At 71.4% G+C, this 17,814-nt stretch carries 15 protein-coding genes; 4 read left to right on the top strand and 11 right to left on the bottom strand.

Going from position 1 to position 17,814, the window contains the following annotated elements; translation table 11 throughout:
* Positions 1–3: 3 nt before the first annotated feature.
* From ASD23_RS03040 to ASD23_RS03050, 3 genes are read right to left on the bottom strand one after another with little or no spacing between them, the layout of a single operon-like run.
* On the bottom strand, positions 4–858 hold the full coding sequence (locus ASD23_RS03040) for a polyphosphate kinase 2 family protein (protein WP_056006054.1): 855 nt from the start codon (positions 856–858) through the stop codon (positions 4–6).
* A 39-nt stretch (positions 859–897) separates the two neighbouring features.
* On the bottom strand, positions 898–2,784 hold the full coding sequence (gene menD / locus ASD23_RS03045; RefSeq protein WP_056006057.1) for a 2-succinyl-5-enolpyruvyl-6-hydroxy-3-cyclohexene-1-carboxylic-acid synthase: 1,887 nt from the start codon (positions 2,782–2,784) through the stop codon (positions 898–900).
* A complete protein-coding gene (locus ASD23_RS03050; RefSeq protein WP_082571141.1) occupies positions 2,777–3,232 on the bottom strand; it encodes a PLDc N-terminal domain-containing protein in 456 nt (151 codons plus the stop codon). The genes menD and ASD23_RS03050 overlap by 8 nt, the downstream gene beginning before the upstream one ends.
* Positions 3,233–3,305: 73 nt before the next feature.
* On the opposite strand from ASD23_RS03050, the gene ASD23_RS03055 reads away from it, so the two are divergent.
* Entirely contained in the window at positions 3,306–3,581 is a 276-nt protein-coding gene (locus ASD23_RS03055; RefSeq protein WP_082571142.1) for a DUF4229 domain-containing protein, read from the top strand.
* A gap of 80 nt (positions 3,582–3,661) precedes the next feature.
* On the opposite strand, the gene ASD23_RS03060 is transcribed toward ASD23_RS03055, so the two are convergent.
* From ASD23_RS03060 to ASD23_RS03075, 4 genes are read right to left on the bottom strand one after another with little or no spacing between them, the layout of a single operon-like run.
* Entirely contained in the window at positions 3,662–4,723 is a 1,062-nt protein-coding gene (locus tag ASD23_RS03060; protein WP_056006060.1) for a 1,4-dihydroxy-2-naphthoate polyprenyltransferase, read from the bottom strand.
* A 9-nt stretch (positions 4,724–4,732) separates the two neighbouring features.
* Complete coding sequence (locus tag ASD23_RS03065; protein WP_082571237.1) at positions 4,733–6,022, bottom strand: AMP-binding protein; 1,290 nt, start codon at positions 6,020–6,022, stop codon at positions 4,733–4,735.
* 43 nt (positions 6,023–6,065) lie between these two features.
* Positions 6,066–6,998, bottom strand: coding sequence for a 1,4-dihydroxy-2-naphthoyl-CoA synthase (locus tag ASD23_RS03070; protein ID WP_056006063.1), 933 nt, complete (start codon positions 6,996–6,998; stop codon positions 6,066–6,068).
* 28 nt (positions 6,999–7,026) lie between these two features.
* On the bottom strand, positions 7,027–7,212 hold the full coding sequence (locus ASD23_RS03075; RefSeq protein WP_056006066.1) for a hypothetical protein: 186 nt from the start codon (positions 7,210–7,212) through the stop codon (positions 7,027–7,029).
* Between the two features lie 70 nt (positions 7,213–7,282).
* Here ASD23_RS03075 and ASD23_RS03080 point away from each other — a divergent pair, with 70 nt between their 5' ends.
* Complete coding sequence (locus ASD23_RS03080) at positions 7,283–8,272, top strand: o-succinylbenzoate synthase (RefSeq protein ID WP_056006069.1); 990 nt, start codon at positions 7,283–7,285, stop codon at positions 8,270–8,272.
* Positions 8,273–8,299: 27 nt separating this feature from the next.
* Here the strand turns inward: ASD23_RS03080 and ASD23_RS03085 are convergent, their stop codons facing one another.
* Together ASD23_RS03085 and ASD23_RS03090 are read right to left on the bottom strand one after the other, a co-directional pair.
* On the bottom strand, positions 8,300–9,148 hold the full coding sequence (locus ASD23_RS03085; RefSeq protein ID WP_056006072.1) for an SDR family oxidoreductase: 849 nt from the start codon (positions 9,146–9,148) through the stop codon (positions 8,300–8,302).
* Positions 9,145–9,417 (bottom strand): hypothetical protein, encoded by a 273-nt coding sequence (locus tag ASD23_RS03090; RefSeq protein WP_056006075.1) that lies wholly within the window; start codon positions 9,415–9,417, stop codon positions 9,145–9,147. Before ASD23_RS03090 ends, ASD23_RS03085 begins: the two co-directional genes overlap by 4 nt.
* Positions 9,418–9,501: 84 nt before the next feature.
* Between ASD23_RS03090 and ASD23_RS03095 the strand changes: the two genes are divergently transcribed.
* Positions 9,502–9,972, top strand: coding sequence for a MarR family winged helix-turn-helix transcriptional regulator (locus ASD23_RS03095; protein ID WP_056006078.1), 471 nt, complete (start codon positions 9,502–9,504; stop codon positions 9,970–9,972).
* Here ASD23_RS03095 and ASD23_RS03100 read toward each other — a convergent pair.
* On the bottom strand, positions 9,962–10,324 hold the full coding sequence (locus ASD23_RS03100) for a MerR family transcriptional regulator (RefSeq protein ID WP_056006081.1): 363 nt from the start codon (positions 10,322–10,324) through the stop codon (positions 9,962–9,964). The genes ASD23_RS03095 and ASD23_RS03100 overlap by 11 nt on opposite strands.
* A gap of 82 nt (positions 10,325–10,406) precedes the next feature.
* Here ASD23_RS03100 and ASD23_RS03105 point away from each other — a divergent pair, with 82 nt between their 5' ends.
* Positions 10,407–11,645 carry an MFS transporter gene (locus tag ASD23_RS03105; protein ID WP_082571143.1) on the top strand — a complete coding sequence of 413 codons (1,239 nt, stop codon included), beginning with the start codon at positions 10,407–10,409 and terminating at the stop codon, positions 11,643–11,645.
* 77 nt (positions 11,646–11,722) lie between these two features.
* Here the strand turns inward: ASD23_RS03105 and pulA are convergent, their stop codons facing one another.
* Positions 11,723–17,782, bottom strand: a complete 6,060-nt coding sequence (pulA, locus tag ASD23_RS03110) for a pullulanase-type alpha-1,6-glucosidase (protein ID WP_082571144.1) — start codon at positions 17,780–17,782, stop codon at positions 11,723–11,725.
* Between the last annotated feature and the right edge of the window lie 32 nt (positions 17,783–17,814).

The following is a 17,814-nucleotide window of genomic DNA, read 5'->3' on the forward strand; positions in this document are numbered from 1 at the left end:
GGTTCAGCTCGCGGCGAGCCGCGCCTGCTGCTCGGCGACGTCGTAGTCGGCCTTCGGCCAGTCGAGATCCATGCCCTCGAGCGCGTCGATCAGCAGGTGCTGCACGGCCAGCCGCGCGTACCACTTGCGGTCGGCGGGCACGACGAACCACGGGGCATCCGGGGTCGCGGTGCGCTCGAAGACGAGCTGGTACGCCGCCGCGTAGTCGTCCCAGAGCAGTCGCTCGTCGACGTCGCCGGGATTGAACTTCCAATGCTTGTCGGACCGCGCGAGCCGCTCGGTGAGCCGTGCCTTCTGCTCGTCGCGCGAGATGTGCAGCATGACCTTGATGATCGTCGTGCCGGTGGCGGTGAGCTCGGCCTCGAACTCGTTGATCGCCTCGTAGCGCCGCTCGATCTCCTCGGGCGAGGCGAACTCGCGAACCCGGCCGATGAGCACGTCTTCGTAGTGCGATCGGTCGAAGACGCCGATCATGCCGGCGCCCGGCACCTGCTTGTGGATGCGCCAGAGGAAGTCGTGCTGGAGCTCTTCGGGCGTCGGCTTCTTGAACGCGGCGAGCTGCACACCCTGCGGGTCGACGGAGCCCATGACGTGCTTGACGATGCCGCCCTTGCCCGCCGTGTCCATGGCCTGCAGCACGAGCAGCACGCGCCGCTCGTCGCCCATGCGACTCATGGCGAAGAGCTGCTCCTGCAGTTCGGCGAGGACCTCGGCGCCCTCGGCGAGCGCCTCCTGCCCCGCCGCCTTGTCGCCGTCGAAGCCGGGGCTCGCCCGGGTGCCGGTCTTCGCGAGCTCGAAGCCGTCGCCGACGCGCAGCAGCTCGGCAGGGTCGGCGGTCCAGTACTTCTCGCGGCTCATGGCTCCATGATGCCGAGCGAGCGGATGCCGCGGCAAGCGTCAGCGCGGAAGCGGGACCTCGAGGATCGACGGCCCGTCGACCCGGGTGCCGAGCGCATCGTGGAGCTCGGACCGGGTGGTCGCCCGCGTGTACCTCCAGCCGTAGGCGGCGGCGAGCGACGCGAGGTCGACGTGCTGCGGCGTGAACTGCACGCGGTCGAAGGCATCGGCAGGGGCGGATGCCGCGACCTCGAGCGAATCGAAGATGGTGCCGCCGCCGTCGTTGCCGACGATGAGCTGCACGCGCGGCCGGTGCTCGCCCTCGCCGAGCAGCATCGACCCGACATCGTGCAGCAGGGTGAGGTCGCCGATGACGGCGCGGGTCACGCCGCCACGGGCCGCGAGTGCGGGCGACGATGCCGTGGCCGCGGCGTGAGCTGCGGCATCCGCTTCGCTCGGAAGGCCGGCCGACGCGTCGCTTTCGCCCGGGTGCGCGACCTGGCTCGCGATCGCGATGCCGATCGCGGTCGCCACGGTGCCGTCGATGCCGGCGAGCCCGCGATTGGCGTGCACGGGGATGCGGCGGCCGGGCACCGCCCGGTCGGCGTCGCGGATGAGCCGCGAGGCGCCGAAGAGGAGCCGGTCGTGCGGCCAGGTCGCCGACCACACGGCATCGACGAGCATCCGCCGGGTGATGGGTGCCCGCATCGCGGCGAGCTGCGCCTTCATGTACTCGCGCTGCGCCTCGAAGTCCGACGCATGGCCGGTCTCGTCGACGCCGTCGCGCTGCAGCGGCACGGTCGGGAGCCCGGCCTCGACGAGCATGCGGCTCGCGCGCACCCAGCGGCCGGTCCACGCGCGTTCTTCACTGCTCTGCGGTCGCGACTCCGTGTGCACGGCGCGTTCGAACCGGGCGACGCGGCGCCCCGGGTTGAACCACTCGATGCCCCACGGCGCCACGACGATCGTCTCGACGCCCTCTCGCTGCACGAGTGCGGGCACCTCGCGCGAGAGCGTCGGGTGGCCGAAGACCACGACCCGCTCGATCTCGTCGCCGAAGCCCGGTTCGTGCAGCAGTTCGCGGTAGGCGACGACGAGGTTCGGTCCGAAGTGTGCGCCGCTCGAGACCTCGGCGATGAGCGGCCAGCCGCCGTCGCGCGCGAACTCCTCGGCGCCCGGCCCCGCTCCGGCGCCGGCCACGACGATCGTGCGCGGACCGGATGGGATGGGCGCGCTGTGCCCCTCGCTGTTCCCCGAGCCTGCCGAAGGGGCCCCGGCCCGAGTGGCCCCGCGTGCTTCGACAGGCTCAGCGAGCAGACCACGCTCAGCGAGCAGATCCGCCGTGATCGCCGAGGACAGCGGCTCCCGCAGTTGCAGGTTGAGGTGCACCGGGCCCGGGCCCGGGTGCGGCACCGGCCGGCCGTCGGCGTCGCGGCCGAGCGCTGCGGCGACGGCCTCGCGGGCGAGGCGCGCCGCGGCATCCGCTTCACCGGCGCCGCCGTCGGGAGCCGCGACATCGCGCTCGAGCCGCACCGCGCCCGCGAAGATGCCGGGCTGCATGGTCGTCTGGTTCGAGCGGATGCCGCGCAGCTCCGCCGGACGGTCGGCCGAGAGCACGATCAGCGGCACGCCCGAGTGATGCGCCTCGAGCACCGCGGGGTGCAGGTTCGCGACCGCCGTGCCGGAGGTCGTGATGACCGGCACCGGACGACCCGACTCGACCGCGAGGCCCAGGGCGAGGAACGCCGCGCCGCGCTCGTCGATGCGAACGTGCAGCCGCACGACGCCGGCCCGTTCGAGTTCGGCGGCAGCGAGGGCGAGGGCCTGCGAACGCGAGCCCGGCGCCACGACGAGGTCGACGACGCCCTCGCGCACGAACGCCGCGAGCAGCGACAGCGCGCTGTCGCTCGCGGGGCTCGCTGGGGTTCGACGGTCGGGCTCAGCCATTCGGCCGGCCGGACGGACCGGGCTCACCCGGCGTCTCGGGGGTGTCGGGTCGCTGGCGCTCGGTGCCGGGGGTGCCGGCGGTGCCGGGCGTGCCGTCTGGCGGCGAGACGTCGCCGGTCGCGGCGTCGCGATCGAGTTCGGCGAGCTCCTGCTCCATGCGGCGGATGCGCTCCGCCTGCTCGGCCTCGGTGCCGAGTCGGCGCAGGAACTCGGCGTCGTCGTCGGGAGCCACCGTGCGGCTGCGCCCACCGGGGATGCGCCCGGCACGGCCCCGCCCGATGATGAACCAGAGCAGGCCGCCGATGATCGGCACGAAGACGATGACGACGATCCACCAGCCGCGGCTCAGCCCGCGGACCCGTGAACGGTCGAAGAAGGCGCAGTCGGCGATGGCGTAGATGGAGAAGACCACCGCGGCCACGATCAGCACCACGTACAACCGCACCATGGCCCCAGTCTAGGCGTGTGCGCGGGGTTCCCGGCTGTGAGTGCGCTCAGCCGCGCCGACCTAGACTGATCGGGTGAAATCCGTGCCCGTCTGGATCTGGTACACCGCGCTGCGGGTGCTGCTGTTCGCCGTTCCGCTCGCGGTGCTCCTGATCGCGGGCGTCAACGTCTGGGTCTCCGCGGCGATCGCCGCACTGTTCGGGCTGAGCGCATCGCTCATCTTCCTGCGCCGTGCGCGCAACGCGATGTCGAGCGACCTCTACGCGGCCCGCCACCGCGAGACGCCGGTCGCGAACGCCGACGACGAGGCCGAAGACGCCGCGCTCGAACGCGGCGTCGACGAGCGCTGATCGCACCGCCGGTCGAGGAGGCCCGCCAGGGGCCACCACCGTCGGTCGAGGAGGCCCGCAAGGGCCGTATCGAGACCCGATCAGAGCGCGAACGCCAGCCCGAGCCCGATGCCGTAGACGAGTGCCGTGAGGCTCGCGAGCTGCAGGGCGATGATCAGCTCCCGCGGGGTCTTCGCCGTGAGCACGATGAGGCAGGCGGGCAGTGCCGCGAGCAGGGCGAACATGACGAGCCACGCCGCCGGGTAGAACAGCGCGAAGAAGCCGACGATGACGAACGGCACGAGCATGAAGACGGCGAACAGGATGCGTCCCGCGAGCGGACCGACGAGCACGGCGAGCGTGCGCTTGCCGGCCACCTTGTCTTGCACGACGTCGCGCAGGTTGTTGGCCATGAGCACCGCGCAGGCGATGAGCCCGACCCCGACGCCGCCGAGCCACGCCTCGAAGTTGACGGTGAGCGCCTGCACGAACGCGGAACCCGCGGTCGCGACGAGCCCGAAGAAGACGAAGACGAAGAGCTCGCCGAGGCCGTAGTAGCCGTATGGATGCTTGCCGCCGGTGTAGAACCAGGCGGCGACGATCGCGACCGCGCCCACGGCGAGGAGCCACCACTGGCCCGTCACGATCGTGAGCGCGAGCCCGGCGATGCCCGCGAGCGCGAAGAAGCTCAGCGCGACGGCGAGCACCTGCTTGGGCTTGGCCACGCCCGACCCCGTGAGACGGGCCGGGCCGACCCGGTGCTCGTCGGTGCCGCGCACCCCGTCGGAGTAGTCGTTGGCGTAGTTGACGCCGATCTGCAGCGCGAGCGCGACGACGAGGGCGAGCAGCGCCCGCGCCGGGTGCCACGGTCCGTCGGGGATCGCGACGATGCCGGCGCCCGTGCCGAGGGCGACCGGTGCGATCGCGAGCGGCAGGGTTCGCAGCCGCGCACCCGAGACCCAGTCGGCGGCCGTGGCGCGGTCGCGCGCGCCAGACTTCGCAGCCGGCTTCGCGCCGGGCTTGGCGCCGGACTTGGCGCCGGGCTTGGCGGCCGGATCCGCGCCTCGAGCGGCCTTCGCGGGGTTCCCGCTGCGCTCCGGCGTGCGGGACTTTCCGGCGAGATCGGCGGCGGGGTTCAGGCGTTGGGGTTTCGGGCGGGCCACACGAACATGCTAGTTCGCGTCCGGCTCGGAGAACCCGGTGCCGGCTTCCCTCGCGGCATCCGCGAACAACCGTGCGAGGCGTCTCCGGTCGGGCTTGCCCGAGGCCAGCAGCGGCAGCGCGTCGAGTCGCAGCAGCCGCACGGGGCGGGCCGCAGGCCCGAGCCCCGCGGCATCCGTCGCCGTCGCGAGCGCCGCGAGGTTCGCGGATGTCGCTGCATCCGCACGCCCGAGGTGACGCGATCCGTCGTTCCCGTCGCGCGCAGCGTCGGTTCGCGTCATCTCACCGATCGCGACGACGACCCCCGGCCGCTGACCCCACTCGGCGTCGTCCGCCGCGACCACGACGGCCTCGGAGAACCCGGGAACGCCCCGGATCGCGCGCTCGACCTCCCCGAGCGCGACCTTGACGCCGCCCGAGATGATGACGTCGTCGACTCGACCCGAGATGCGGAGCCTGCTGAGACCGTGATCGGCGGGGATGAGCTCGCCGAGGTCGCCGGTGCGGTACCAACGGGTGCCGTCGGCGTCGGTGATGAAGGCCTCTGCCGTGCGCCCGGGGTCGTCGAGGTAGCCGCTCGCGAGCATCGGGCCGCTGAGCTGCACCTCTCCCCCGACGATGCGCACGCCGACCCCTGGCAGCGGTACACCGTCGTAGACGCAGCCGCCCGCGGTCTCGCTCGACCCGTAGGTGCGGTGCACGCGGGCACCGAGTCCGGCGGCACGCTCGACGAGCCCGGCGGGCGCCGCCTGGCCCCCGAGGAGGATCCGGTCGAACGAGCGCAGGGCATCCGCCACCGCGGCATCGTCGGCGGCGGCCTCCACGAGCCGGGCGAGCTGAACGGGAACCAGCGAGGTGAACCGTGCGCCTGCGGCGCCGAGCCGAGCGGATGCCGCGGCGAACGCCGGCGGGTCGAAATGCCCCTGCGGCATCACGACCGGCTCTGTGCCCGCGAGGATCGAGCGCACGAGCACCTGCACGCCCGCGATGTAGGTCGCCGGCAGCGCGAGCAGCCACTGGCCGTGCTGCCCGCCGAACCACTGCTCGGTCGCGCCGGCGCTCGCCCGGAGGGCACCGGCCGAGAGCATCACGCGCTTGGGGACATCCGTCGACCCGCTCGTCTCGACGACGACGGCGCTGTCGCCCGGTACGTGCCCGGCGACCAGGTCGGCACTCGCGGGCTCGGCGTCGCCCGCGACCGGCAGCACCGCGAGAGCCGCGTCGTCGAAGAGCACGGCCTGCCGCAGCTGCGCGATCAGGGCAGGTGTGTCGCCGGCTGCAACTCGGATGAGCGGTTTCACGGGCGCCACCGGCACCGCCTGAACCGGTGACCCGTAACCGGCATCAGTAGTGCCACGGGTACGGGCCCCAGTCGGGGTCGCGCTTCTCGAGGAAGGCGTCGCGGCCCTCGACGGCCTCGTCGGTGCCGTAGGCGAGTCGCGTCGCCTCACCCGCGAAGACCTGCTGGCCGACCATGCCGTCGTCGACCGCGTTGAACGCGAACTTCAGCATGCGCACGGCGGTCGGCGACTTCGTCAGGATCGTGCGCGCCATCGCGATGGCCTCACGTTCGAGCTCGGCGTGGGGCACGACGCGGTTCACGGCACCCATCTCGTAGGCGCGCTCGGCCGAGTACTCCTCGGCGAGGAAGAACACCTCGCGAGCGAACTTCTGCCCGATCTGGCGGGCGAAGTACGCAGACCCGTAGCCGGCGTCGAAGCTGCCGACATCGGCGTCCGTCTGCTTGAAGCGGCCGTGCTCGCGGCTCGCGATCGTCAGGTCGCAGACGACGTGCAGCGAGTGGCCGCCGCCGGCCGCCCAGCCGGGCACGACCGCGATGACGACCTTCGGCATGAAGCGGATGAGCCGCTGCACCTCGAGGATGTGGAGGCGGCCCGTGCTCGCCGCGGCCGCGGGGTCACGGACGACCTCGGTCTCGTCGGCCGAGTACTGGTAGCCGTCGCGCCCGCGGATGCGCTGGTCGCCGCCCGAGCAGAACGCCCAGCCGCCGTCCTTCGCACTCGGCCCGTTGCCGGTCAGCAGCACCACGCCGATGCGCGGGTTGGTGCGCGCGTCTTCGAGGGCACGGTAGAGCTCGTCGACCGTGTGCGGCCGGAAGGCGTTGCGCACCTCGGGCCGGTGGAACGCGATGCGCGCGATGCGGCCGTCGTTCGAGTGGTGGTAGGTGATGTCGGTGAGGCCCGCAGCACCGGCGACAGCGGATGCCGCGTCGGTCCACTCGCTCGGATCGAACAGGTCGGACACCTCGGCGCTCATGACCCCAAGCCTATTCCGCGCGTGCTGGCTAGAGGCCGAGCATGGCGCCGCCGTACGTCGTCACGACGACCACGACGGTGATCACCGCAGCGGTGATCGGGATCAGGGCCGCGATCACGAGCAGCACGCCACCGACGCCGATGAGCACGTTCTTCGCGACCGGCTCCTCGGCCACCTCGGCGCCCTCGATGCCGAGTTGCTGCAGTCCGTCCATGTGCGCCTCCTCGTGGGCGTTCACCCTAACAGGCCCCCATCTTCGCGAGCCGGGGTGCGAGACTGGGCACATGCTGCCCGAGCCGAACGAACTGCTCGCCACCGCCAGAGTCGTGGCCCTCCCCCTCGTGACGCGGTTCCGCGGCATCGACGTGCGCGAGGCCGTGCTCTTCGAAGGGCCGGAGGGGTGGACCGAGTTCTCGCCGTTCGTCGAGTACGACGACGACGAGGCATCCGCTTGGCTCGCGGCCGCGATCGACTTCGGCTGGACGGCCCCGCCGCCCGCGCTCCGCGACCGCATCCCGGTCAACGCGACCGTGCCGGCCGTCGACCCCGACAGCGTCGCGGCGGTGCTCGCGCGATTCCCCGGATGCCGTACGGCGAAAGTGAAGGTCGCGAGCGCCGACCAGACCCTGGCGCAGGATGTCGCCCGTGTGCGGGCGGTGCGCGAGGCACTCGGACCCGAGGGGCGCATCCGCATCGACGCGAACGCGGGCTGGAACGTCGACGAGGCCGAGCACGCGATCCACGCGCTCGCACCGTTCGACCTCGAGTACGTCGAGCAGCCCTGCGCGAGCGTCGAGGAGCTCGCCGAGATCCGGCGCCGCACGAAGTACATGGGGGTGCCGATCGCGGCCGACGAGAGCGTGCGCCGCGCCGACGACCCGCTCGCCGTGGCCGAGGCCGGTGCCGCCGACCTGCTCGTGATCAAGGCCCAGCCGCTCGGCGGCATCCATCGTGCACTCGAGCTCATCAGCCGCACGGGCCTGCCCGTGGTCGTCTCGAGCGCCCTCGACACGAGCATCGGCCTCGCGATGGGCGCGCAGCTCGCGGCATCCGTGCCCTCGCTCGAATTCGACTGCGGACTCGGCACCGCGTCGCTCCTGGCGGCGGATGTCACGCGGTCGCCGCTCATCCCCGAGGGCGGGTCGATCCCGGTGGGCCGGGTGCTGCCCGACCCCGCGCTGCTCGAGCGCTATGCGGCCTCGCCCGAGCGCACCGAGTGGTGGTTCGAGCGCGTCGTGCGATGCCACGCAGTGCTCGCGCAGCCGGTCGCCTGACGACCGCGGAGACGATCGACGGTGGCATCAGGCCACGCGCAGCATCGACGCGTGATCGCGCGCGAAGGTCGCGAAGTCCCGCGCCGGGCGACCGACCACTCGCTCGAAATCGGGCGTGGTGAGATCACCCCAGTTCGACGCGTACGCCCGCCCGTACTCGACGCTGACCGCCGCCACCCATTCGGTGAGCCCGAAGCCGAGCATCGCCGTGTATGCCTGGTCGTCACTCAGCCGGCGGTACGCGACCGGCGTCTCGAGCACGGATGCCGCAGCATCGGCCGCATCGTGCAGCGAAATGCTCTCGGGCCCCGTGATCGTGTACGTGGCACCGGCATGTGCGTGCGGATCGGCGAGCACGGCGGCCGCGAACTCGGCGATGTCGCGCACGTCGATGAACCCGACGCGGCCATCGCCGAGCGCCCCGTAGAGGGCGTCGCCGTTCACGCTGCCGAGCAGGTTCTGCATGAAGAACGCGGGCCTGATGATGGTCCAGTCGATGCCCGAGGCACGCAGCTCGGCGTCGGAGAGGGCATGCAGCCTCCCGTTCCTGGTCGGGGCGTCGTGTGCCGCCCCGATCGCCGAGAGGCGCACGATGTGGCGCACACCGGCGGCGCGGGCCGCCCAGATCGCGTTCATGCTCGCGTGCGGCGCCTGCGGGCCCATGGCGGTGAGCAGCCAGAGGGTCTCGACGCCGTCGAAGGCGGCGCCGAGAGAGCTCGGGTCGTCGAGGTCGCCGACGACGACGTCGACGCCCGGGATCGCGGGAGCCTTCGCGATGTCGCGCACCATGGCCCGCACCTCGAGACCGGAGTCGGCGAGTCGTTCGAGGAGGGCGCTGGAGATGTTGCCGTTGGCGCCGGTGATGAGCACGGTCATGACGCCGGCCCTTCTTCGGAGACGATGAGCTCGTCGATGGCGGAGAAGAAGCCGGCGATGCCGGGCAGGTTCGCCCCTCGCTCACGCGAGAGCGCGAGGTCGGCAGCGCTTCGCCACTCGACGACGTCGAGCCATTCGTGGTCCGGGAGCTCCACGAGCCGGGCGCCGATGAAGCCCGGGCGATCGGTGCGGAAGTCGGCGAGCATGGCCGGTCGTGCCGCCAGCAGCGCCTCGCGGCCGGCGCGGAACCTGGTGAGTTCGATGATCATGTGCGTGTTCTCCTTCGCTACACTGGCGAAGGTATAGTAAGAATTCATGATCGTCAAGATCAGTGACTAAATGCGAGGAACTCGATGAGACGCAGTGAACGCAAGGCCGCCTCGCCCGACCTCGGCATCCTCGCCAATCGCGCACTGCACGCGGTGCAGCGAGAGCTGTTCCGCACGCTCGCCGAGCAGGGCCATCCCGATCTGCGCCCGCGTCATGGCGCGGTCATGGCGTTCATCGACGAAGAGGGCAGCCGTGCCACCGATCTCGCCCAGCAGTCGGGTCAGCACAAGCAGGTGATCGGCACCCTCGTCGACGAACTGGCCGCCCTCGGCTACGTTCGGCGCGAGCCCGACCCCGACGACCGTCGCGCCAAGCTCGTGGTACCGACCGAGCGCGGACTCGACCAGATGCAGCGTTCGGACGCGATCGTCGCCGAGATCGAAGCCCGCCACGCGGAGGCGGCTGGCGACGCGGCGTACGACGCGTTCAAGCGGCTGCTCCGGCAGGTCGGCGAAGCGCCATCGGCCGACGTCGACGCCGGCGTCACCCCGTGACGGTCGCGCGCTCCAGGTAACTCGTGATGGCGTCGCGGTTCTTCGCGAGACATCCGATGCGCTGATCGAGTTGGGCGCGGCGCTCGGCGAGCGTCTCGGCGAGATCGCGCTGGATCACGGGCGCCACGGCGTTCGACGTGCTCGCGAGGCACGGCAGCATGTCACGGATCACGGCGGTGGGGATGCCGGCCTCGATGAGGCCGCGCACCTGGTTCACCCGCTCGATCGCCGCGTCGGCGTAGTCGCGGTAGCCGTTGTGCTCGCGGGTCGAGCTCACGAGACCCTGCTCCTCGTAGTACCGCAGCAGGCGCGTGGCCACGCCCGTTCTCGTCGAGAGTTCGCCGATGCGCATGCCGCCTCCTGTGTCGTCGCGTTCGTCGTCTGATCCTCACGACTTGACCTTCACATTAGTGTCAAGGTTCGACACTGTCGACATGGCTTCACCGATCACCGACTCCCTGACCCTGCCGAAGCGTGCCGCAGCCCCCGGCCCCTCGCGCCGCAGCGGCCGCACCCGCCTTCCGCTGAACGGACTGCTCGCCCTCGCCGCCGTCGTCTTCACCGGCGTCGTCACCGAGATCCTGCCGGCCGGCCTCCTGCCGCAGATGAGCGCCGACCTCGGGGCATCCGAGTCCCAGATCGGCCAGCTCGTGGCGATCTACGCGGTCACGACCGCGATCACCGCGATCCCGCTGACCGCACTCACCCGGAGCGTGCCCCGCAAGCCGCTGCTGGTGACGCTCGTGCTCGGCTTCGCCCTCGTCAACGGGGTCACGGCGATCGCCGACTCGTACGCGCTCATCCTCATCGCCCGCGTGCTCGGCGGCGTGCTCGCCGGGCTGCTCTGGGCGATGGCCGCCGGCTACGCCATGCGCACCGTCGAACCCGAGCACTCGGGCCGGGCGCTCTCGATCGCCATGGTCGGCACTCCCCTGGCGTTCGCCTTCGGCCTGCCGATTGCGACCATGCTCGGCGGCGCCGTCGGCTGGCGCGCGGCGTTCGGCCTCATCGCGATCGTCGGCGTCGGCCTCGCCGTCTGGGCGGTCGCCGCCCTGCCGTCGTTCCCAGGAGAGCGGGCGGGGGCTCGCCCGTCACTGGCATCGGTGCTGCGGATGCCCGGACTGGCCGCGGTGCTCGCGACCACGGCGTTCTTCATCCTCGCCCACAACATCGCCTACACCTACATCGCGCCCCTGACCGTGGCGTCCGGCCTCGACGCGCACCTCGACCTCTCGCTGCTCGTGTTCGGCGTGCTCGCCGTGGTGGGCGTGATCGGGGCCGGCGCCCTCGTCGACCGGCGTATGCGCTCGATGGTCATCGTCGCGGCGCTGCTGCTCGGCGCCGCGATGATCGCGATCGGGCTCTGGGCCGCCCAGCCGATCGTGGTCTTCCTCGCACTCGGCGTCTGGGGTCTCGCCTACGGCAGTGCGCCCACGCTGCTGCAGGCCGCGCCGGCGCGGATCGCGGGCGACGCAGCGGATGTCGCGCAGTCGATGGTCGTCGCGACGTGGAACGGCTCGATCGCTGCGGGCGCGTTCGTCGGCGGTCTCGCGCTCGATGCGCTGGGCGTCGACTGGCTGCCGTGGCTCGCGCTGGCGCTGCTCGCGGTTGCGGCGGCGATCGCCGCGACCGTACGCACGGCCTTCGCGCCGATCACCCCGCCGGTCGAGTAGCGCGGAGCGCGTATCGAGACCGCTTCCGAGGTCTCGATACGCCTCCTTCGTCGGCTCCTCGACCGACGAGACCCTGCTCACCAGAGGATGAGCGGCACCGCGAACGATTGCGAGTCGGCGTAGCCCTCGCCGCCGTCGAACACCGCACGCACGAGGTGCAGCCCGCGCGGCAGCTTCGGCAGCTTCACGTCGATGCGGCCGGCGTCGGCCGCCTCCAGTTCGGTCTCGGCGATGAGCGTGCCGCCGTCGTACACGCGCACGGTGCCGACCGCTGCGCTGCCGTCGAGCGCGAACACCGTGCCCCGCAGCTTCACCGCGGAGCCCGCCTTCGCGAGCAGCTTGTTCGGCGTGGCGACCGTGAAGGTCGTCACCGCCGGCGGCGCCTGCTCGTCGACGAGCACGGCGACGCTGCGGGCCGGCACGGTGACCGTGCCGGTCGCGGCATCCCACGTCGTCGTCTTCACGACGGCGTCGGACCCGTTCGCCTGGGCCTCGGCGAGCGCGAACTCGCGACCGGCGAGCGCGGCGACCGTCTCGGTCACCGGCTCCGGCGACGCGTTGAACACGACGAGCGCACCGTCGAGCTCGGGGTCGACGTCGTCGCCCACGAGGTCGTCGATCTGCATCGCGATCACGCCGGGCGTCGCCTCGGCGCCGCTGTTCGGGAACGACACCTTCTCGTCGATGAGCTCAGCGGAGCCGAGCTGCAGCAGGTCCACCGTCGAGCGCACGCGCAGCAGGTCGAGAGCGGATGCCTCGGCGGCGGCGATGTCCGCAGCGCCCGGCTTGAGGGCCGGGTCTGCGAGGAGGGGCGCCATGTCGGCCCACTTGGTGCCGTTGTCGGCCTCTCCAGGCAGGCCGGAGCCGAAGGTCGACTCCTGCCCGGTCCAGTCGATGCGGTTGAACCAGTCGCCCGAGTTGTAGCTGTTGCGGTCGAGCGACTTCGAGCGAAGCAGCTCGGTGCCGGCGTGCCAGAACGAGGGCGACTGCGAGAGCGTCACGGTCGCGAGCTCGAGCGTGTTCATGCGCACCCGGTCGGCCATCGTCGTATCGGTCGGCAGCTTGAACACCGAGAGGTCGTACAGCGTCTCGTTGTCGTGGGCATCGACGTAGTTGATGACCTCGTCGGGCTGATCGGCGTAGCCGGCCGGCGCACCGCGGTAGTCGAGCGCGTCGCCGCGCACCGTCTGCCCCGAGGCATCCGTCAGCTCGTAGCCGCGGAGGTTGCCCGCGAGGCCGAGCTTCACCAGGTCGGTCTGGTGCCCGAGGTCGGCGAGCTGGTCGTCCTGCGAGGGCGTGCCGGGCCGTCCGTTCGGGTCGGTGCCGAGCCCGGTGCCGAAGCCCTGCTGGAACGTCGAGGAGCTGTCGACCGGGCTGCCGCCGTGCACGGCGTCGCGCAGCCGGTCGTTGAAGGTGCCGATACCCGTGCCGCCGAGCTGGCCCTGCGTGGCCTGCTCGAACAGCGCGTTGTTCGCGACCTCGCCGAAGTTCCACCCCTCGCCGTACAGGTAGACGGATGACCCGTCGACCCCGTCCTCCTCGAGCGTGAGCTCGTCGAGAGCCGCGCGCACGGCGAGCATGTTCGCCTTCGAGTGATGACCCATGAGGTCGAAGCGGAAGCCGTCGACCTTGTACTCCTTCGCCCACAGCACGACCGAGTCGACCATGAGCTTCTGCGCCACGTCGTGCTCGGTCGCCACGTTCTGGCAGCACGTCGAGGTCTCGACGTTGCCGGCCGCGTTCAGTCGCTGGTAGTAGCCGGGAACGATGCGGTCGAGCACCGACTTGGCGCCCTGGCCGGCCTCGGCCGTGTGGTTGTAGACCTCGTCGAGCACGACCTGGAGGCCGGTGTCGTGCAGCGCCCCGACCATCTCGCGGAACTCGGCGACCCGGGCGCCGCCATCGGGGTCGACGGCGTACGAGCCCTCGGGCGTCTGGAAGTGGAACGGGTCGTACCCCCAGTTGAAGCCGTCGAGGTCGCGGATCGCGTCGATGCAGGCCTGCTGCTCGGGCGACGCCGGGCCGAACGACGCGAGGTCGCAGTCGGGCGTCGTCTGGGCAGCTCGGTTCTCCTCGATCGTGGCGATGTCGAACGTCGGCAGCAGGTGCACCGTGTTGATGCCGGCGTCGGCGAGCTGCTGCAGCTGGGCGGTGCCGGCCGACTCCCGGGTGAAGGCGCGGTAGGTACCGCGCTCTTCGGCGGGAACGGTCTCGTCGCCGATCGAGAAGTCGCGCACGTGCAGTTCGTAGATCGCACGGTCGACGGCGCGTTCGACAACGGGCGCGGCCGTCTCCTCCCATTGTTCGGGTCGCAGCGACTCGTCGTCGAGGTCGACGACGACCGAGCGCACCGAGTTGGCCGTGAGTGCGACCGAGTACGGGTCGGTGACCGAGTTCGTCTCGATCTCGCCCGTGCTCGGCGCGAAGACCTCGACCGACCAGCGGTACTCGTCGCCCGCCTCGAGCCCGTCCACACTCCAGGTGCCGTCGGCCTGGTCGAAGCTCGCCTCGACGAGCTCGGCGTCACCGGATGCCCCGGCGCTCCAACGTTCGAGCGACACCGTGCGAGCGGTCGGCGCCCAGAGCGTCGCGTTCGCGCCGCCGTCGGTCCAGTTCACGCCGAGCGGCACGGATGCCACGGCGTCGCCGTAGAGCGCGTCGAGCACGCCGGGCAGCTGCACGCCCGTGAAGGCGGTGAGCTCGTCGTCCGTCTGCTGTGCGACCGCGAGCTGCTCGGTGAGGAGCCCCTGCACGTCGCTCCGGTCGAGGCCGACCGGGCGCAGGGCGAGGAAGCCCTCGAGCGCGGGGAACGCCGCGAGCTGCTCGTCGGAGAGCCCCTCGGGGTCGAGCTCGAGTTCGACGGGGTCGCCCCCGCCGGTGACGGCACCTGCCTCGACCGCGAGCGAGGCGTCGCCCGAGTGCTCGAGGGTCCACGAGGCATCCGTCGCCTCTGCGCCGCCGAGCAGTTCGGCGGGCCACGCGAGCGTGTCCTCGCTCACCCAGTGGGCGCGCGTCTCACCGGTGCCGGCGAGCGGCGGGTCGGTGACGACGATCTCGAGCTCGTGCGTGGCGAGCGTGTAGCGGAACTCGACGAGCTTGCCCGTGGCCGCCGTGAACGTGTAGTTCGCCCCGCCCGGTGCGCCGCCGACGCCGTAGTTCTCGTCCCAGCTGCGGCCGTGGGCGACCTTCGTCTCGTAGGCGCCGTCGGGGATCTCATCGGTCGCGTAGGTGTAGACGCCGTCCTTGTCGCCGTCCTGCATGAGCGAGGCGAGGCAGTCGGGCTGCCAGTCGCCGGGGCATCCGACCTCCGACTGGAAGCTGCCGGGCAGCGTCACGACGGGGCCCTCGGCGGTCGAGGAGACGACCTTCGTGTCGGGGTTCCAGAAGAACGTGATCGGTCCGCCCGGGTGCGAGTAGGTGACGTTGCCGCCATTGGGCTCGCCGTTCGCGCCGTAGTTGACGTCCCAGCTGCCGTTGATCGCGACCTTGTACTCGTAGTCGCCGGGCGCCACGTCGAACGTGCCGGAGTAGATGCCGTCCGCGCGCAGCGTGAGCTTCGCCGCCTCGCAACCGGGAGCCCAGTCGCCCGCGCAGCCCATCTCGGAGTTGTGCGAACCGGGCACCGTCACGAGGTCGATCGGCTGCTCGGGCTCCTCCTCCTCGACGAGGTTCACGGCGTTGCCGACGGAGGCGTAGGTGCTCGCCGCGGCACGGTTGCCCGCGGCATCCGTCGAGATCGCGCGGTACTCGAGCAGGGTGCCCTTCTCGAGGCCCGCCGTGTCGTGGAACACGCGCGGACTCGTGTCTTCGGCCGTGCCGAGCGCGTGCCAGGCGTCGTCGCCCGTGGCGCCGGCAACGCGCCAGGCGAAGCTCGTCTCCTGCCACGTGGCGTCGTCGACGTCGGCGACGACGGGGGTGATGCCGGAGACACCGGCACCGGCGACCGGCGTCGACACCGAGATGGCGGATGCCGCGTCGGGCGCGCTCACCGCACGGTCGGCCTTCCAGACGACCGCACCGAGCGGCGGCACCGTGATCGAGGCGACCCCGTCGGCGTCCGCGGTGACGGCCGTGCCGTCGCCCGAGAGCACCGAGAACGAGCCGTCCTTCGTGAGCGTCGAGACGTCGACCGTCTTCGCGGCGGCCGAGTTGTTCGCGGCCACGAGGTACTCGACCTGCTCGGTGCGGTCGACGCGGCTGAAGGCGTAGACGCCCGCGCCGCTGTCGACGTAGCGTTCGATCTGCGCGCCCGTCGCGAGGGCAGGGTGGGCGCTGCGCAGCGCGGCGAGCTCGGAGATGTGCTCGTAGAGCGGGGCATCCGTCGCATAGCGGTCGACGCTGCCGGCCGTCTCGCCGGTGACGAGCGGCTGGTTCTGGTACTCGGCCACCTGGCTCGCGAAGAGCGTCTGCCGCGCGTCCTTGTCGCCGCCGGTGCCGGCGAAACCCTGCTCGTCGCCGTAGTAGACGACCGGCTGGCCCCGGGTGAGGAAGAGCAGCTCGTGCGCGAGCTCGTCGCGCTGCAGCGGGGCATCCGTCGAATTCAGGAAGTAGCCGACGCGGCCCATGTCGTGGTTGCCGAGGAAGGTCGGCAGCGCCGTCGCCGAGGAGTCGGGGGTCGTGTAGTAGTCGTCACCGGCGAAGAGCGACTGCAGGTTCTTGGCCGAGTTGCCCGCCGCGAAGCTCACGGCCTGCGACTGGAAGGTGAAGTCGAGCACCGAGTTCATGTCGGTCTTGCGCACGTAGGGCGAGAGCTTCTGCGGGTCGGCGTCGTAGACCTCGCCGAACATGAAGAAGTCATCCTTGCCCAGGCCGTGCGCGTAGTCGAGCACCTCGGTCGACCACTGCTCCCAGAACTCGAAGTTCACGTGCTTGGCGGTGTCGATGCGGAAGCCGTCGATGCCGAGGTCGATCCACTGCTCGTAGACGTCGACGAAGCCGTTCACGACGGTCGGGTGCTCGGTCATGAGGTCGTCGAGGCCCGAGAAGTCGCCGTAGGTGACCGACTCCCCCTCCCACGTCGAGTCGCCGCGGTTGTGGTACAGCGTCGGGTCGTTGAGCCAGGCCGGCACCTTGAGGTCGGCGTCGTCGGCCGTGAGGCTCGGCGTGTACGGGAAGCTCGTCGCAGCGTCGAGCGCCGGGAAGTCCGCACCGGTGTCGGCGTCGGCGAAGTCGGCCGGGTCGAAGGCGGCGCCGTCGGCGTCGAGGTAGGGGCTCGTCGCCTGGTCGATGTACGAGTACTGCTGCTCCTCGTAGTCGATCACGTCGGCCGTGTGGTTCGTGATGATGTCGAAGTAGACCTTGATGCCCTTGTCGTGGGCCTCGCCGATGAGCGCCTCGAGCTCGGCGTTCGTGCCGAGGTGCGGGTCGATCTGGGTGAAGTCGGTGATCCAGTAGCCGTGGTAGCCGGCGCTCGCGTTCGCGCCCTCGCCCTGCACCGGCCGGTTCTTGAAGCTCGGGGTCAGCCAGATCGCGGTCGTGCCGAGTCCGTCGATGTAGTCGAGCTGCTGCCGCAGGCCGGCGAGGTCGCCGCCGTTGTAGAAGCCCTTGTCGGTGGGGTCGTAGCCCGTCGCCATGCGGTCGCCGTCGAGGCCGCCCTCGTCGTTGGAGGTGTCGCCGTTCGCGAAGCGGTCGGTCATGACGAAGTAGAACACCTCGTCGCTGCCGGGCTGGCGCACGGGATCGGCCGCCAGCTGGGCGTCGGATGCCTCGTCGTAGGCGCCGCGCAGCGTCGCCCCGGTCGCCTCGAGTCCGACCTTCTTCAGGTTGTCGTCGAAGACGACGCGCACCGCGGTGTCGCCGGCGACGGTCAGGGGAATGTTGTCGCCCCCGCCGTTCAGCCCGTACGCTTCGTCCCAGCTGTCATTCACCGCGACCTTGTACTCCCAGCTGCCCGCGGGGATCGTGAAGTCGGCCGCGAAGACGCCGGGGGTGCCGGTGGCGGTCAGCTCGGTCTCGGCGCAGTCGGGCGCCCAGTCGGCGCCGCATCCGAGCTCGCTCTGCAGCGAGCCGACGAGGGCGAAGGTGCGCGCCTCGTCTGCCGCGGCGGCGAGGCCCGGGATCACCGTGAGCACGGATGCCGCGAGCCCTCCCGCCACCACGAGGGCGAACCAGCTGCGGGCACGTGCGCGTTGCGTCATCCTTGACTCCCGATTCCCGGCACGACCGCGTG

The sequence above is a fragment of the Agromyces sp. Root1464 genome (genome assembly GCF_001427265.1).
Classification (GTDB): Bacteria; Actinomycetota; Actinomycetes; order Actinomycetales; family Microbacteriaceae; genus Agromyces; species Agromyces fucosus.

Coding starts and splice junctions, on each gene's coding strand:
- ASD23_RS03040 (WP_056006054.1), bottom strand. CDS start 858: ATGAGCCGCGAGAAGTACTGGACCGCCGACCCTGCCGAGCTGCTGCGC.
- menD (WP_056006057.1), bottom strand. CDS start 2,784: ATGGCTGAGCCCGACCGTCGAACCCCAGCGAGCCCCGCGAGCGACAGC.
- ASD23_RS03050 (WP_082571141.1), bottom strand. CDS start 3,232: ATGGTGCGGTTGTACGTGGTGCTGATCGTGGCCGCGGTGGTCTTCTCC.
- ASD23_RS03070 (WP_056006063.1), bottom strand. CDS start 6,998: ATGAGCGCCGAGGTGTCCGACCTGTTCGATCCGAGCGAGTGGACCGAC.
- ASD23_RS03075 (WP_056006066.1), bottom strand. CDS start 7,212: ATGGACGGACTGCAGCAACTCGGCATCGAGGGCGCCGAGGTGGCCGAG.
- ASD23_RS03080 (WP_056006069.1), top strand. CDS start 7,283: ATGCTGCCCGAGCCGAACGAACTGCTCGCCACCGCCAGAGTCGTGGCC.
- ASD23_RS03085 (WP_056006072.1), bottom strand. CDS start 9,148: ATGACCGTGCTCATCACCGGCGCCAACGGCAACATCTCCAGCGCCCTC.
- ASD23_RS03090 (WP_056006075.1), bottom strand. CDS start 9,417: ATGATCATCGAACTCACCAGGTTCCGCGCCGGCCGCGAGGCGCTGCTG.
- ASD23_RS03095 (WP_056006078.1), top strand. CDS start 9,502: ATGAGACGCAGTGAACGCAAGGCCGCCTCGCCCGACCTCGGCATCCTC.
- ASD23_RS03100 (WP_056006081.1), bottom strand. CDS start 10,324: ATGCGCATCGGCGAACTCTCGACGAGAACGGGCGTGGCCACGCGCCTG.
- ASD23_RS03105 (WP_082571143.1), top strand. CDS start 10,407: ATGGCTTCACCGATCACCGACTCCCTGACCCTGCCGAAGCGTGCCGCA.
- pulA (WP_082571144.1), bottom strand. CDS start 17,782: ATGACGCAACGCGCACGTGCCCGCAGCTGGTTCGCCCTCGTGGTGGCG.